Raw genomic sequence first — 14,483 nt, 5'->3', positions numbered from 1 at the left:
TCACCGTGCGGCGGACCGCAGGCGGACGATGCGCCCGGCCGGCCGCGCCACGCTAGCCATGGATCGCCGCCGCGACGATCAGGCCAATGGCCAGGCACATCGCCGCCACGACGATCGCCAGCGCCAGGTTCTGCTTCTCGACGATCTCGGCCCACAGGTCGTAGGGCGTGAGCTTGTCGATGATCACGAAGCAGATCCAGAACACCAGCACGCCGATCAGCGCGAACAGGATCGAGCCGAAGAAGACCCCCGGCCGCAGCCACTCCAAAGCCATCATGATGTATCGCTCCTGTCGATGAACACAGGCGGGCTACTTGTGCCCGCCACCGCCGGTGCTGAAGCCACCGTAAGACCCGCCATAGCCGCGCGCGCCGCCGGTGTTGCGCGCGCACTGCTGGTACTCGTTGCTGGCCTCGCCATAGAGGCTGCGCAGCTCGGCGCAGTCGTCCCGGCCGCAGCGCACCAGCGAGAACACGATCACGACGAACAGCAGGAAGAGGAACAGCCCGGCCAGGCCGCCGATGCCCCTGGACGACAGCGGCTTCACGTCGCGCTGCAGGGCGGCGTGCTGGCCGGCGTCGAGCTTGAAAGCCTTGAGCAGCACGTCGGCGTCGAGCGCCGCGCCGGCCGACCAGGTGACTTCCGCGTCGCCGCCTTCGCCGGTCTGTTCGCGGTTCAGGCGCTTGCCGCCCGGGCCCTGGTAGTCGGTGTTGACGGTGCGCTGGCCGCGTTCGAGCCGCCAGTAGAACTCGCCGAGCACATAGGTGATCTGGCCGGTGTAGCGGTAGAGCTCGCGGTAGCTGTCGCCTTGCCAGCGCGCGGTCGAGCCGCCGAGCTGCGGCGCGCCGGTCAGCGGGCGCACCCAGCTCCAGCCGTCCTCGGCATCGACGAGAAAAGCGAAGCCGGCCTTCTGGTTGTAGAGCAGGTACTCGCGCCAGAAGCTTTGCTCGTCGTCGCCGGGTTCGGGCAGCGTGCAGCGCTCGACATAGCCGACCACCTGCCACGACCGGGTGCCGCCGGCCCCGAGCGCGAGAGCGCCGCTGCGGCCCAGCGGCAGCAGGGGTTCGCCGCCGCCTCGACCCTCGGCGCCCGGGGTGTCTTGCGCGTAGTGCTGCAGGTCGGCGCCCACGCCCTTGGAGACATCGACCACCGCATGGCACTGGTGGCAGGCGATCGATTGCGTCGTCGCGAGCTGCACGGCCAGCGCGGCGCCGCAGCTCGGGCATTCGACGCTGCGGCCCTTCAGCTCGCGGGTGCTGTCCTCGCGCAGGCCGCCGAGGCCGAGCGCCGCGAGTTGCAGGCCGCGGCCCACGTACCAGCGCGGCGGCCTGCCTTCGCTCGCGGGCCCGTAGTCGATGCTGGCGACCTCGTCCTGCGCATTGCGCAGCTCGGCGACGACATAGGCGCGCTCCAGCACCGGCACGAAGGGCAGCTCGCCTTCGGCCGCGCCGAGCTTCGCGGTCGTGACGCTGGCGACCGACCAGGTCTCGCGGCCCAGGACCTGCGCCGCGCCGACACGCAGCGCCTCGGGCGGCGGCAGCGCTTCGGGCGGCGGCGCCTCGAAGCTGAAGACATAGCCGCCGTTGTCCTCGCTCAGCCAGCCGGAGCGCAGTGCCGCGCCTGTCGCGTCTGCCGTGTCGAACAGCGCATGCCATTCGTTCCAGCTGCCGCCGGCGTAGCGCAGCTGCAGCCGGCCAACCAGCGTGAAGGCCGCCCCCTGCCAGCGCCCCGAGGCGCCGAGCTGCAGCGGGCTGTGGTCCTCGAACAGCTCCGCGCTCTGGCCGATGCGGCGCAGCGCCTCGCCCTCGCGCAGCAGCGTGCTGCGGCAGTAGCTGCAGACGGCGAGCGCCGACGCGGCCGAGCGGAACTCGACGGCCGCGCCGCAGTTCGGGCAGGCGGCGCGGTAGGCGCGTTGGGGGGAGGGCTCGGTGGCCAAGGTTCAGGGAGGTGGAGGCACCCTCACCCCTGCCCTCTCCCGCGAGCGGGAGAGGGGGAATACCTGACGTTCGCGGGAGAGCAGAAATACCCGCCGCTTGCGGGAGAGCAGGAACACCCGCTGCTCGCGGGAGAGGATGAGCTGCGCCCTCTCCCCCGGCCACGGGGGAGAGGGCGGGGGTGAGGGGGAGGCGCCGCACTCACACCAGTTTCTTCAGCAGCTCGGCCTTCTTGGCCGCAAACTCCTCGTCGGTGAGGATGCCCTTGCCCTTCAGGTCGGCCAGCTTCTCGATCGTCGCCATCACCTGGTCGGGGGCGATGGCGGCCGGCGCGGTTGGAGCCGCAGTCGCGGCGGCCCCGCCCTGCAGGCCCTGCTGCAGGTTCTGCGCGAGCACCTGGCCGAGCGCGACACCGGCGCCCAGGCCCATCGCGTCGCCGGCGATGCCGCCGCCCGCGCCGCCGCCCTCGGCGAACTTCGGGATCGCCTGCGCCGTCTGGTACTGCATGAACTTGCCCATGTCGCCGCCGACCATGCCCATGCCGATCTTCTGGTCGAGCACCTTCTGCAGTTCCTCGGGCAGCGAGACGTTCTGCACCGTCACGCCCTCGAGCTTCAGGCCGATCTTCTCGAAGGCCGGCGCGGTGACCGTGGCGAGCTGCTGCGCGAACTCGACCTGGTTGGCCGCCAGGTCGAGGAAGGGCACGCCGCTGGACGCCACCGCGTCCGAGATGTGCTGCAGCATCAGCGCGCGCAGCTGGCCGTCGAGGTCGGCGACGGTGTAGCGATCGCGCGTGCCGGAGATCTCGGTGTGGAACAGCTTGGGATCGGCCACGCGGTAGGCGTAGTTGCCGAAGGCGCGCAGCCGCACGGCGCCGAAGTCCTTGTCGCGGATCGTCACCGGCTGGGTCGTGCCCCAGCGCTGGTCGATCTGCTGGCGGGTGCTGAAGAAGTACACGTCGCTCTTGAACGGCGACTGGAACAGCTTGTCCCAGTTCTTCAGGTAGGTCAGCACCGGCAGCGTCTGCGTGGTGAGCTTGTACATGCCGGGGCCGAACACGTCGGCCACCTTGCCCTCGTTGACGAACACCGCCATCTGCGATTCACGCACCGTCAGCGAGCCGCCGTACTGGATCTCGTTGCCGGCCATGGGGTAGCGCCAGGCCAGCGTGCCGTCGCCGCCCTCGGTCCATTCGAGGATGTCGATGAACTGCTTCTTGATGAAATCCATCAGCGCCATGGGAAACCTCCGGTGTAGCGGGTTGCAGCGTGGGCAAGCGAACACAATAGCGGCGGCATCATAGACCGCGGCCTGCGCGGCACCGCCCCGCTTCGGGGTGCGTCGCGCACGGCCGCCAGCAGGGCCTTGCCATGAGTTCAGAACTTTCCCTCGCGGTGGTGGGCGCCGGCCCGGTGGGCCTGGCGCTGGCGCTGCATGCCGCCCGCGCGCTGCCCGATGCCCACGTGCATGTGTTCGACGCGCGGCCGGCCGACCTGGATGTGTCGCGCGATCCGCGCACGCTGGCGCTGTCGCTCGGCAGCGTGCAGGAGTTCGAGCGCCTGGGCGTGTGGCCCGCCATCGCACCGGCCAGCACCGCCATCACCGCGGTCCATGTGTCGCAGCAGCAGCCCGCGCTGCTGCTCGCCGGCCTGGCCGCGAGGCTGCGATTGCCGCCGCCCGAGCTGCTGCTGACCGCCGCCGAGTGCGGCGTCGACCAGCTCGGTGCCGTGGCCAGCTACGGCGCGATCGTGGCGCCGCTGCAGGCGGCGTGGTTCGAGGCGGTGGCGAAGGAGCCCCGGCGCCTGTCGGCGCGCTTCGGCACACCCGTCGCCGCGCTGAAGGCGACGCCCGCCGGGGTGGAGGTCGACGCCGGCATTGCCGAGCACCATGACCTGGCGGTGGTGGCCGAAGGCGGCGTGTTCTCGGCGCAGGCGCGCAAGGCGCTGGTGCACGACTACCGCCAGACCGCCTGGGTCGGGCAGGTCACGCTGGCCGAGCCCGCCGACCCGGCCCGCGCCGGCACCGCCTACGAGCGCTTCACGCCGCACGGCCCGGCCGCGCTGCTGCCGCTGTCGCCGCAGGGCGGCGCCGCGCGCGCGGCGCTGGTGTGGTGCGTCGATGCGGCCGACGACCCGGTGCTGGGCCTCGACGATGCACAGCGCCTCGCGGTGCTGAACCAGGTGTTCCCTCCGCGCGTCGGCCGGCTCGCGGCGATCACGCCGCTCAAGCGCTTCGCGCTGGGGCTCAACGCGGAGCGCACGCTGGTCGGAGGCCGCGGGAACGAAGGCGGCGCCGGCCAGGGCCGGATCGTGCGCATCGGCAACGCCGCCCAGACGCTGCATCCGGTGGCCGGCCAGGGCCTGAACCTGGGGCTGCGCGATGCACACGCCCTGGTCGCCGCGCTGCAGTCGGCGCAGGGCAGGGGCGCCGACCTCGGGGCCGCACTGAAGCAGGTCGAGTGGCAGCGCGCACCCGACCGCTGGACGCTGATCGCCGCGACCGATTTCCTCGCCCGCAGCTTCACCTGGCAGTTGCCCGGTCTCGCGAGCGCGCGCGGGCTGGGCCTGGCGGCACTGCAGGCGCTGTCGCCGGCGAAGCGCCTGCTGGCGCGGCAGATGATGTTCGGCTGGCGCTAGTGTGGTGCGCGTGAAGTAATAGAACTTACTTGCGCCGGCATACTCCAACCGCCCAGGAGGTGGGCGATGCGGGTTGCCAAGAAGATCGAGTTGGATGTGCAGACGGAGCGGGAGCTTCGTGCGCTGTCGCAGCGCAAGCGCATCGAGGTGCGGCTGCAGCAGCGCGCGCGCATCGTGCTGCTGGCGGCCAAGGGGATGCAGAACAAGGACATCGCCGCGGACGTCGGCCTGGACAGGCGGCAGGTGGCGCTGTGGCGAGCCCGCTTCCTCGAAGGCGGCATCGAAGCGTTGAGCAAGGACGCGCCGCGCTCCGGGCGCCCGGACAGCGTGATGGCCGAGATGGAGTCGCGCATCGTGCAGACCACGCTGCACGAGAAGCCGGCCAATGCCACGCACTGGAGCACGCGCACGCTGGCTGAGCACCTGGGTGTCGGAGCGACGACCGTGCGGACTGCGTGGCGCAACAACGGCCTGAAGCCGCATCTGAGCCGTACCTTCAAGGTCTCGCGCGACCCGCGCTTCGAGGACAAGCTACTGGACGTTGTGGGCCTGTACCTGAACCCGCCCGAGCATGCGCTGGTGCTCAGTTGCGACGAGAAGAGCCAGATCCAGGCGCTCAACCGCACGCAGCCCGGCCTGCCGATGAAGACCGGGCGAGCGGGCACCGTCACCCACGACTACAAGCGCCACGGCACGACCACGCTGTTCGCTGCGCTGAACACACTGGACGGCCGCGTGATCTCGATGTGCCAGCCGCGGCACAGGCACGAGGAGTGGCTGAAGTTCCTGCGCCTGATCGACCGCAAGACGCCCAAGGGGCTGACGTTGCATCTGGTCGTGGACAACTACGCCACGCATAGCCACCCTGAGGTTCAGGTCTGGCTGGCCAAGCACCCGCGCTTCGTCATGCACTTCACCCCGACCAGCGCGTCATGGTTGAACATGGTCGAGCGATTCTTCCGCGACATCACCGACAAGCGCATCCGCCGCGACAGTTTCACCAGCGTGCCCGAACTTGAGTTGGCTATCGACCTGTACGTCGCGCAGCACAACATCGAGCCTAAGCCCTTCATCTGGACTGCCTGCGCTTCCGACATCTTGGCCAAGGTCACGCGAGCAAAGGCAGCCCTGGCAGCAGCCTCAAGATAAGTACAGAACAGCACGGCGCACCACACTAGCGGGGCCAGGACCTCCCGCCATACCAACTCGCGGCCGGTGAATGGCCAGGTCACTGGCACAGTCGAAACAGCGGGCTTGCGAAGGGTCAACCCGATCGGTTGCGCCTGGGCAGAACGACCCTGCGCTCAAGTGGGGGACCGCCGGCGCCGATATCCCTCCACGGCCTGTCGGTCAGCGACAGCTCTTCCACCTGTCATCGACGTGTCCTGCCCCATGCCTATCCAATTGATCGATGTCCGAGACTTGCGCATCGGCATGCATGTGCAGCTCGACACCGGGTGGCTCCACCATCCGTTTGCAACCTCAAGCTTTCGCATCGGCTCCGAGGACGACCTCGCCGTGCTGCGCCGACTCGGACCGCAACGGCTTCACTGGTTGCCCGAACTCAGCGACATGCAGCCGAGCCCGCAGATACCGGGCGGCGAGGCAGCGAAGCCGGAACCGGCGCCGTCTTCGGGCCCCGGCGGTGCACTGCCGGAGCGCGTTGCGGCCGCCGCGTGCCAGCGGCAGTTCGAAGCCGTGGCCGAAGAATTGCGCGCGGTCTACCGCGTTGCCAACGGCGACCCCGCTTCGGCGGGTGACCGAACCCGGGCGCTGGTCGCCACGCTGGTGGACGCCGTTCAGTCGCAGGGCGGTCTGTACATCCGCTCGGTTCCACGGACCGCAGGCGACATTGCGGTCCATGGCGCCAACGTGGCCGTGCTGTCGCTGCTGCTCGGTCGCGCCTTCGATTGGCCCGCGGCAGACCTCGCGGACATCGGCGCCGGAGCGCTGCTGCATGACATCGGCAAGCTCGCCGAGGCGCGTCGGCACGTCCGGGCACGCACATCGCAGGTGCGCCAGGGCATCGAAGGTGACGACGCCCATGTCACCAAGGGCGTCGCCCTTGTCAATGCCATGGGGCTGTCCGCCGCCGCCGCCGGCGTCGTCGCGGACCACCACGAGCGGGCGGACGGCACCGGCTATCCGCGCGGTCTGCGCAGCGATCGCATGTCGGCCGCTGCCCGCCTCGTTGCCCTGGTGAACCATTTCGACAATCTGTGCAGCCCGGTCTCGGGTGAAGCAGGCTTGTTGCCCCACGAAGCCATGGCCTGTCTGCTGCAGGGCTCGGGTCGACACGACCGCGGGCTGCTGAGCGCGTTCGTCGACGCGATGGGCATCTACCCGGCCGGCTCGGTGGTTCAGCTGACCGATGGCCGCTACGCGCTGGTCACCCGGCTGCGCAGGGGGCGCCGGGAAGCGGTACGCGTGCAGCTCCTCGAGCGGCTGGCGCCTGGCGACGACCCGCGCTGTCTCGACCTGGTGGAGCCGGCTGTCCTGGGCATCGCGCGCGGCGTGGGCTTGTGCGACTTGCCCGTCGACGCGCGGGCCGCCTTGGACCCCGACCGGCGGCCGGCGTACTTCTGGGAGCCCGTGACGCCGAAGGTCGACGAGGCCGATCGGCCACGCTGAGGCGCCCATCGAGGCCCGGCACCCGATCGACCGCGCCCTCACCGGCCGGTCAGCCCTCGGTATGCCCCGGGGCAAGGCCGCTGCGGCTCAAGTCCGCGGCAAGGCAGCCGATACCGAGGGAGCCCCTTGCCAACTCCGGCGACGGGACCGATCGCCGGCCGATCGCCCGCTGGACAACCGGCACGCTCATGCAGACCGTGATGACCTTGGAACCGACACCTCGCAAGCCGCGCGCGAACAGCGCACCGCAGCCGTGTCGAGCCGCTCGCCTGCCAACCCGTCCCAACCTCGAGGCGACTTCCCATGAATGAAACCCGGCACGCACTGGTGGTCGACGACAACCAGCTCAACAGCCGGCTCGTCGCGGTCTTCCTCAAGCGGCTGGGCTGGACCACCGAAGTGGCCGACAGCGGCGCAGCGGCGCTCGCGCTGCTGCGCGATCGCCGCTTCGACATGATGCTGCTCGACCTTCGCATGCCGAAGATGAGCGGCGAGCAGGTGTGCCGCAGCGTGCGCGAGGAACTGGGGCTTGCCGGCCTGCCGATCGTCGCCTACACCGCGCACAGCATGCCCGAGGAGAAGGCACGCATCCTGGCGGCCGGGTTCACCGGGCTGCTGATCAAGCCGATCTCGTTCCACGACGTGAAGGAGCTCTGCGATGCCTTCTGATGCCGTCCTTGCGGTGCCGCGGCCCGCGGCGCACACCGGCGTGCCGGCCGCGCGCCGCGCCTGGATCGTGGTGGGCGACCGTGCCGAAGCGCATTCGATCGCCGCCGCGATGCAGGCCGAGGGCTGGCAGATCGGCGCCGTCGTGCACGACCTGACGAGCGCGCAACGGCTGTTGACCCTGCGCGGCGAAGCCCCCGAACTGGTCGTCACCGCACTGCGCTTCGATGACGGCGACGGCTTCCAGCTGATGCGCGCCCTGGCCCGCAGCGCCCGTCCGCCGGCCATGTTCATCGCGAGCCGTCAGCAACGCGCCGTCATCCGGGCCGCGGCGGCCTTGGCCAGCGCCTGCGGCTTGCCGATGGCCGGGGTCGCGGAGCAGCCGGTCGACGCCGCGAGCATCGCGCGCAGCGTGTCGAGCTACCGGCGGCCCGCGGCCCGTGCACCGCGGCAGGTCGCACCCGAACTCGGGCGTGACGAGCTGCTGTCGCTTTTCGATCGGGGCGCGCTGTTCCCCTGGATGCAGCCGAAGCTGCGCGTCAGCAGCCGCGAGATCGTGGGCTTCGAAGCCCTGATGCGCGCGCACGATGCCGACGGCGCGCTGATCATGCCGGACCGGCTGGTATCGGCGCTCGCCCGCCACAACCTGCTGGACCAGGCGACGCTGCGCATGGCCAAGCAGACGGTCGACTTCGTCGCTGCCTGCCTGGCCGACGGCATGGCGATCAGCGCGTCGATCAACGTGTCGATGCAGTCGCTGTCCAACCTGGACTTCTGCCAGGAGCTGGCGGCGGCGGTGGAGCACGTGCAGCTCGATCCGAGCTGGATCACGATCGAGATCACCGAGACCGACGCGATGGCGGACCTGTCCTCGGTGATCGAGAACACCGGTCGCATCCGCATGCTCGGCTTCAACCTGGCGATCGACGACTTCGGCACTGCGTACTCCAGCCTGTTCCAGCTCTCGCGCATTCCCTTCTCCGAGCTCAAGATCGAACGTGCCTTCGTCACCGACATCGAGAACGACAGCGGCAAGCAGGCCATCGTTCATGCCTGCGCCCAACTGGGCGCGGCACTCGGCCTGCACGTGGTCGCCGAGGGGGTCGAGACGGCGCGCGAGCTCGAATTCGTCACGCGCGCCGGTTGCACGCTGATTCAGGGCTATCTGGTGTCGCGCCCGATGCCGGCCGATCAGGCCCTCGGCTGGCTGCGCCAGCTCGACGAGCTGCGCTTCGAGCTTCCTGCCGGCTAGCACCAGGCCCGGGGCCGCGGTGCCGGGCTCACTCGCCGCGCAGCAGCAGCTCCGCGTCCCCGGTCTCGGCCACGTACTTGCGCAGCACGTCGAGGATGCGCTGCGCACTGTAGGGCTTGACCACGAAGCCACCCACGCCGAGCGCGATCGCCTCCTGCACCTTCTCGACGGCGCTGAAGCCCGTCACCATCACGACGAAGGCCTTGGGATCCTCCTGGCGGATCTCCTTGAGCACCTCCATGCCGTCGCGCTCCGGCATGTCGATGTCGAGAAAGACCAGCTGCGGCCGCGTCATCCGGTACTCCTGGCTGGCCATCAAGCCGTTGCGCGCCTCGTGAATGTCGGCGTCCACGAACTGCCGCAGCAGGCGCGACAGCAACTGGCGGCTGTCGAAGGCGTCGTCGGCGATCAGGATCTTGCGTCGCGCCTGCCCGGTCTCGCTGCTCATGTTCATCCCTTGCTCAATGTGCCCGGCGGTGCGCACCGACCGCCTCGAGCAGCAGACCTTCGCACATCACGGCCGCCCGGACCGTCCGCGTGGCGCGCAGTTCCGTCTCGACCTCGGCGGCCAGGTCGGTCAAGCGGCCGAAACCGTAGGAGCCAGCCGTCCCCTTGAGCGTGTGCATCAGTGACGTCAGGGCCGGCCAGTCCGCGCTCCGAAGCGCGGCGCGGATCGCATCGATCTGGCCCGGCAGGCCGGCAACGAACGCCGCCTTCAGCTCGGCCATCTCGCGCAGGAAGTCCGGATCGTCCGGCTCGCCCGTCGCGGCGTCGGCGGCCAGCAGGTGCCGGGCCACGACCTCGTAGAACACCTCGCGGTCCACCGGCTTGGCCAGCACCTGGTCACAACCCGCCTCGCGGTAACGCTGGATGTCCGACTTCATGACGTTGGCGGTGAGCGCAATGATCGGCCGGCGGTAACCCGCGGCACGCAGCATCTGGGTTGCGGCAATGCCGTCCATCACCGGCATCTGGACGTCCATCAGGATCAGATCGAAGTCCTGCCGCAATGCGGTCTCCACCGCTTCGCGGCCGTTGCCGACCACCGTCACCGTGATGCCGGCCTGACGCAGGAAAGCGGTCAGCAAGCGCTGGTTGTCGACCCCGTCCTCGGCCAGCAGCACGCGGCCCGCCAGGTCGGGAATCGAGATCGACGTGACCGCGAAGTCGGCGCGCCCGTAGTCGACCAGGTCGCCCTCCATCGTCAGGAGCTCGGCGGGCGGCACCGCAGCGGCCAGCGGCAGCTCCAGATGGAAGCGGCTGCCATGGCCCGGTTCGCTCTGGACGCTCAGTGTTCCGCCGAGCAGGGTCGCGAGCTGGCTCGAGATGTACAGGCCGAGCCCGGTGCCACCGAACTTGCGTGTCGTCGAGATGTCGGCCTGCACGAACGGCTGGAACAGCCGTTCGATCTGAGCCGGCGTCATGCCGATGCCGGTATCGACCACGCTGAAGCGCAGCGCGGGCCGCTCGGGCAGGTAGCGCAGCTCCAGGGTCACGCTGCCGCGCGGCGTGAACTTGATCGCGTTGCTGCAGAAGTTGAGGAGGATCTGCTTGAGCCGCACGGGGTCCGTGCACAGGCCGGGCGGCAGCGGAAAGTGGGGCAGCACGCGGAACTCGAGAGCGCGCTCCTCGGCGCGGCTCGACACCAGCGCCGTCAGGTCCCGCAGCAGCACCGGCAGCGGCAGGTCGATATGTTCCAGGTCGACCTGCTGCGTCTCGATCTTCGCCAGGTCCAGGATGTCGCTGATGACCTCGAGCAGATGCCGGCCGTTGCGGATGATGGTCTGCAGCGACTCGCGCGGATCCACCGCGCCGTCTCCCGGCTGCAGCAGCAGCTCGGCAAACCCGATGATCGAGGTCAGCGGCGTGCGAATCTCGTGGCTCATGTTGGCGAGGAAAGCGCTCTTGGCACTGCTCGCCGCCACCGCCTCGTCGCGCGCGCGCCGGAGTTCCTCGGTCCGCAGCCGGATCGTCTGATCCTGCTCGACGAGTATCGCCTGCACGCGCTCGGCGGCCTCCGCCAGCTGCGCTTCGCGTTGCCCCAGCAGCACCTCCGACGCCTTGCGCGCGGCACGCTCGAGCGCGAGCCGCCGCTCCAGCGCTTCGACCAGCGGCTTCATGGGCAGGGCTTCCCGCGAGCGCACGCCTGGACTCGAGGTTCGGGTTGGTTCATTCAGGCTCCTGTGGGCCGGCCGGATTGCGCGCCGCCTCGACTTCGAGGCTTCCGCGGCCCAACGTTCTATCGACACGCCGCGCCGCTTCTTGATACCACGTCGCGCTCCCCCGCATCAAATCGGCCGGCGTCCTTCGGCTCGCTGTGTTGCGCTAGCCGGCAGCGCATCCAGATCGCCCCGCGCCCCGTAGACAGGCCTGTGTCACGAGCGGAGAACCCCATGAACCCGATGACGATGCCCCACCCCGCCGCGCAACGCTTCGAACTGCTCAGCCACTGGCACCTCGATGCGCCGGTGGCCGCCGTGTGGCAGGCCTTGTCCGAGCCGCAGTCGTGGCCGCAGTGGTGGCCCTACGCCAGGCGCGTCGAACTGCGCCGGGCGGGTGACGCGCAAGGGCTCGGCGCGGTGCGCCGCTTCGTCTGGGTCAGCCGGTTTCGCTACGCGATGGAGATCGATGTCGAGATCGTCGAACTCGTCCCGCAGCGGCGCCTGCGCGGACGCGTCGACGGCCAGCTGCAAGGCGAAGGGCTGTGGGAGCTGCAGCCCGTGGGCGACACCACGCGGGTCGACTACACCTGGCGCGTGGACGTCACCCGGCCCTGGATGCGCTGGCTCGCACCGCTGCTCGCGCCGGTGTTCGCCTGGAGCCACGAGAGCGTGATGCGGGCCGGCGAGCGCGGGCTGGCGCAGCGTCTCGGGGTGCGGCGCATTGCGCCGCGATGACGCCCGGTCTCACACCAGGCAGCCGGGGTGAGGCGAGGCGCCGCGCAGGTAGATCGTGGCGCCGGTGTCGGTCGTGATCGCGGCGTGCAAGGCATCCTGCCGCGCAAGGTGGAACCCGCCGGCGTGCAGCACCAGCGCGTTGCCGATGCGCAGCGAGCCTTCGAGCACCACGCACTCTTCGTCGGTCGGGTGGCGGTGCGCCGGCAGCACGGCCCCGGCGCGAAGCCGCAGCAGGTAGGACATGACGCCATCGGCCTCGTGCAACACCTTGATCTGCACCCCCTCCTGGAAAGCCTGCCAGGCGCCGTCTGCCGCCTGCACGGTGACGTGCCGGGCCTCGCCCTGGGCCATGCGCCCGAGCAGGCGGTGCTTGATCCGCGCCGCCACGCCGCCCGGCACCGGCTCGGCCGCCGCGGCCGCGGTGAGGGCGTCCAGCGTGTCGCTGTCCAGCGGCTGGTCGTCGAAGGGGCGGGGGGTGTCGCTCATCGGGATGACTTCATGCTTCGGGAACGAAATGCTTGCGGAGCTTTTCCTGCGCCCGCCGGATGGACGATTTCACCGTGCCCAGCGCCATGCCCGTCACGGCCGAGATCTCGCTGTGCGACAGGTCGCGGTAGTAGGCCAGGCCAAGCACCCAGCGCTCACCGGGCGAGAGCTCGGCCAGTGCGGCATGCAGCTGCGTGCCGGCTTGCGTGCCGGACAGCAGTTCGTCGGGGCCGGGCGCGGTGCCGGCCAGCTCGTCCGCGTCCGTGACCGACTCGACTTCGCGCGCCGCTCGCTGGCGGCGCAGCAGGTCGAGCGCGCGGCTGCGCACGATGACCAGCAGCCAGGTCACCGCGCTGGCGCGCTGGCCGTCGAAGCGGCTCGCCTCTCGCCAGGCCTGGAAGAACGCGTCGGCCAGCAGGTCGTCCAGATCGGCCGGGCGGACCATGCGGCGCGCCAGGGCACGGGCATGGCCGAAAGTGGCGTCGTAGAAAGCCTCGAAGGCGCTGGCGCTTCCGGCTGCCGACTGGCACAGCAGTTCCGCCAACCTGGCGTCGCGCTCGCAGCGTGCTGCGGCGCCGGCCTCGTTGCCGGGGGCGACAGCGGCAGGCGCGACACGCCCGGACGCCGTGCCTGCGATCGGTGGGGACGATGGATTCAACCGAACTCCGCCTTGTTGTTGACCGTTCCCTGCGCGTTCAGGCCGCGGCAGATCGTGCCGGCAGGGCGCTGCGTCGGCCGCGACGGCGTCTGCGGCCGGCCGGGAAAGTAGCAGGTCTTTCACTGCAAGGCCGGCCGCCACGATGCCGCTCGCGCAGGCGAGGCTGGACATGGCGGCGGTGCGCACCGCGGGGCTGAACGAGGCCGGACTCATGGCTGGAGTACGGAGTGCGCGATCGACTGGATGCAGGCGGACCGTGGTCGTGCTTTCTCGTCGTGGCGCGGACGGGGGCGCCGTGAACCCATCCGGGCTGCTTCACGGGTCTTGCAATGCCGTGCGCAGCGCCTGCCGGTAGCTGTCGGAGGCCTGCAGGTCGGCATGTCCGGCCCCAGGAACGACGACGAGCCGCGCCCGGGGCGCGAGGGGCAGCAAGGCCTGGCTGTGGGCCAGCGGAATCAGTTCGTCGCGGTCGCCATGGAGCAGCAGCACCGGGGTGCGTATGCGCGGCAGCTGCTCGTCCGTGCGCAACGGGTAGCGCAGCACCGGCGCCGGCACCCAGGGGTAGTGCTGCCTGGCCAGCGCGACCATGCTGAGGTAGGGCGAGACCAGGATCGTCAGGTCCGGCTGGACCTTCGCCGCCAGCCCCGCGGCGAGGCCCGTTCCCAGCGAACGTCCGTAGAAGACCACGCGGCGCCCCTGGTAGCGGGGCGCCACCTGCTCCCAGACCGCCTGCATGTCGGCCTGCAACTGCGATTCCCCGTCGATGCGGCCGGTGCTCTTGCCGTAGCCGCGGTAGTCCGGCATCACCAGGTCGTAGTTCGCCTGCCGGTAGAAGGCCGTGTTCACGAACCAGCTCTCGAGATTGCCGCCGTTGCCGTGCAGGAAGAACACCACGCCCTTCGGATCGGGAAGCCGCAGTTCGAGCACCGACAGGCGCGCGCCGGGAACGTCGACCACGCGTTCGTGGACGTCGGGCTCGGTCGACAAGGGCCGCGCCGGATCCAGCACGACCGGCTGGAACAGCAGCCGCTCCTGCCCCAGCCACAGCGCCGCCAATGCAGCGGTATAGAGCACGCCCGCCAGCAGCACCAGGCCGGCCACGAAGCGGACGGCAGCCCGCGGGCGCGCGGCGCGGCGGCCCCGCGCCACCGGCAGCGACACCGCCCCCGCGGTGCGGTCGGCCGGAACCTCGGTCGGGGCGGTGGAGGAGGGCATGGGGTTGCGATGGAGTCGGTAAGGTGCCGGTCACGGCGGTCAGGTCGCGGCAAGGACGCCGCCCGCCGCGGCGTACGGCCGGGGCCCTCGACGGTATACGTGTACGCG

The 14,483-nt window shown here is 70.4% G+C and carries 14 protein-coding genes; 6 read left to right on the top strand and 8 right to left on the bottom strand.

Annotated features, from left to right (window positions below):
• Positions 1 to 52: 52 nt before the first annotated feature.
• From ACQY9S_RS17895 to ACQY9S_RS17885, 3 genes are all read right to left on the bottom strand, one after another.
• Positions 53 to 277: a DUF350 domain-containing protein gene (locus tag ACQY9S_RS17895; protein ID WP_428421537.1), complete on the bottom strand. Its 225-nt coding sequence runs from the start codon at positions 275 to 277 to the stop codon at positions 53 to 55.
• 33 nt (positions 278 to 310) lie between these two features.
• Positions 311 to 1,936 carry a DUF4178 domain-containing protein gene (locus tag ACQY9S_RS17890; protein ID WP_428421535.1) on the bottom strand — a complete coding sequence of 542 codons (1,626 nt, stop codon included), beginning with the start codon at positions 1,934 to 1,936 and terminating at the stop codon, positions 311 to 313.
• A 199-nt stretch (positions 1,937 to 2,135) separates the two neighbouring features.
• Positions 2,136 to 3,173, bottom strand: coding sequence for an SPFH domain-containing protein (locus ACQY9S_RS17885; protein ID WP_428421534.1), 1,038 nt, complete (start codon positions 3,171 to 3,173; stop codon positions 2,136 to 2,138).
• Positions 3,174 to 3,304: 131 nt separating this feature from the next.
• On the opposite strand from ACQY9S_RS17885, the gene ACQY9S_RS17880 reads away from it, so the two are divergent.
• The 5 genes from ACQY9S_RS17880 (at position 3,305) to ACQY9S_RS17860 (ending at position 9,119) form a co-directional block, all read left to right on the top strand.
• Positions 3,305 to 4,570, top strand: a complete 1,266-nt coding sequence (locus ACQY9S_RS17880) for an FAD-dependent monooxygenase (protein ID WP_428421532.1) — start codon at positions 3,305 to 3,307, stop codon at positions 4,568 to 4,570.
• A gap of 66 nt (positions 4,571 to 4,636) precedes the next feature.
• Positions 4,637 to 5,719, top strand: a complete 1,083-nt coding sequence (locus ACQY9S_RS17875; protein WP_428421530.1) for an IS630 family transposase — start codon at positions 4,637 to 4,639, stop codon at positions 5,717 to 5,719.
• A 291-nt stretch (positions 5,720 to 6,010) separates the two neighbouring features.
• A complete protein-coding gene (locus ACQY9S_RS17870; RefSeq protein ID WP_428421528.1) occupies positions 6,011 to 7,201 on the top strand; it encodes an HD-GYP domain-containing protein in 1,191 nt (396 codons plus the stop codon).
• Between the two features lie 303 nt (positions 7,202 to 7,504).
• Positions 7,505 to 7,870, top strand: coding sequence for a response regulator (locus tag ACQY9S_RS17865; RefSeq protein WP_428421526.1), 366 nt, complete (start codon positions 7,505 to 7,507; stop codon positions 7,868 to 7,870).
• The gene (locus tag ACQY9S_RS17860) at positions 7,860 to 9,119 is read left to right on the top strand and encodes an EAL domain-containing protein (RefSeq protein ID WP_428421524.1); all 1,260 of its coding nucleotides are present in this window, start codon (positions 7,860 to 7,862) and stop codon (positions 9,117 to 9,119) included. Before ACQY9S_RS17865 ends, ACQY9S_RS17860 begins: the two co-directional genes overlap by 11 nt.
• A gap of 28 nt (positions 9,120 to 9,147) precedes the next feature.
• On the opposite strand, the gene ACQY9S_RS17855 is transcribed toward ACQY9S_RS17860, so the two are convergent.
• Together ACQY9S_RS17855 and ACQY9S_RS17850 are read right to left on the bottom strand one after the other, a co-directional pair.
• The gene (locus tag ACQY9S_RS17855; protein ID WP_428421522.1) at positions 9,148 to 9,567 is read right to left on the bottom strand and encodes a response regulator transcription factor; all 420 of its coding nucleotides are present in this window, start codon (positions 9,565 to 9,567) and stop codon (positions 9,148 to 9,150) included.
• 13 nt (positions 9,568 to 9,580) lie between these two features.
• Positions 9,581 to 11,239: an ATP-binding protein gene (locus ACQY9S_RS17850; protein WP_428421520.1), complete on the bottom strand. Its 1,659-nt coding sequence runs from the start codon at positions 11,237 to 11,239 to the stop codon at positions 9,581 to 9,583.
• 273 nt (positions 11,240 to 11,512) lie between these two features.
• Between ACQY9S_RS17850 and ACQY9S_RS17845 the strand changes: the two genes are divergently transcribed.
• Positions 11,513 to 12,016: an SRPBCC family protein gene (locus ACQY9S_RS17845; RefSeq protein WP_428421518.1), complete on the top strand. Its 504-nt coding sequence runs from the start codon at positions 11,513 to 11,515 to the stop codon at positions 12,014 to 12,016.
• Positions 12,017 to 12,025: 9 nt separating this feature from the next.
• On the opposite strand, the gene ACQY9S_RS17840 is transcribed toward ACQY9S_RS17845, so the two are convergent.
• From ACQY9S_RS17840 to ACQY9S_RS17830, 3 genes are all read right to left on the bottom strand, one after another.
• The gene (locus ACQY9S_RS17840) at positions 12,026 to 12,502 is read right to left on the bottom strand and encodes a cupin domain-containing protein (protein WP_428421517.1); all 477 of its coding nucleotides are present in this window, start codon (positions 12,500 to 12,502) and stop codon (positions 12,026 to 12,028) included.
• Between the two features lie 10 nt (positions 12,503 to 12,512).
• Positions 12,513 to 13,160 carry an RNA polymerase sigma factor gene (locus tag ACQY9S_RS17835; protein WP_428421515.1) on the bottom strand — a complete coding sequence of 216 codons (648 nt, stop codon included), beginning with the start codon at positions 13,158 to 13,160 and terminating at the stop codon, positions 12,513 to 12,515.
• Between the two features lie 315 nt (positions 13,161 to 13,475).
• On the bottom strand, positions 13,476 to 14,375 hold the full coding sequence (locus tag ACQY9S_RS17830; RefSeq protein WP_428421513.1) for an alpha/beta hydrolase: 900 nt from the start codon (positions 14,373 to 14,375) through the stop codon (positions 13,476 to 13,478).
• Positions 14,376 to 14,483: the final 108 nt, after the last annotated feature.

The organism is Methylibium sp. (genome assembly GCF_965279545.1).
Classification (GTDB): Bacteria; Pseudomonadota; Gammaproteobacteria; order Burkholderiales; family Burkholderiaceae_C; genus Methylibium.
The sequence above is the reverse complement of the archived record's forward strand: the minus strand, read 5'-3'. Positions and strand labels throughout refer to the sequence as shown.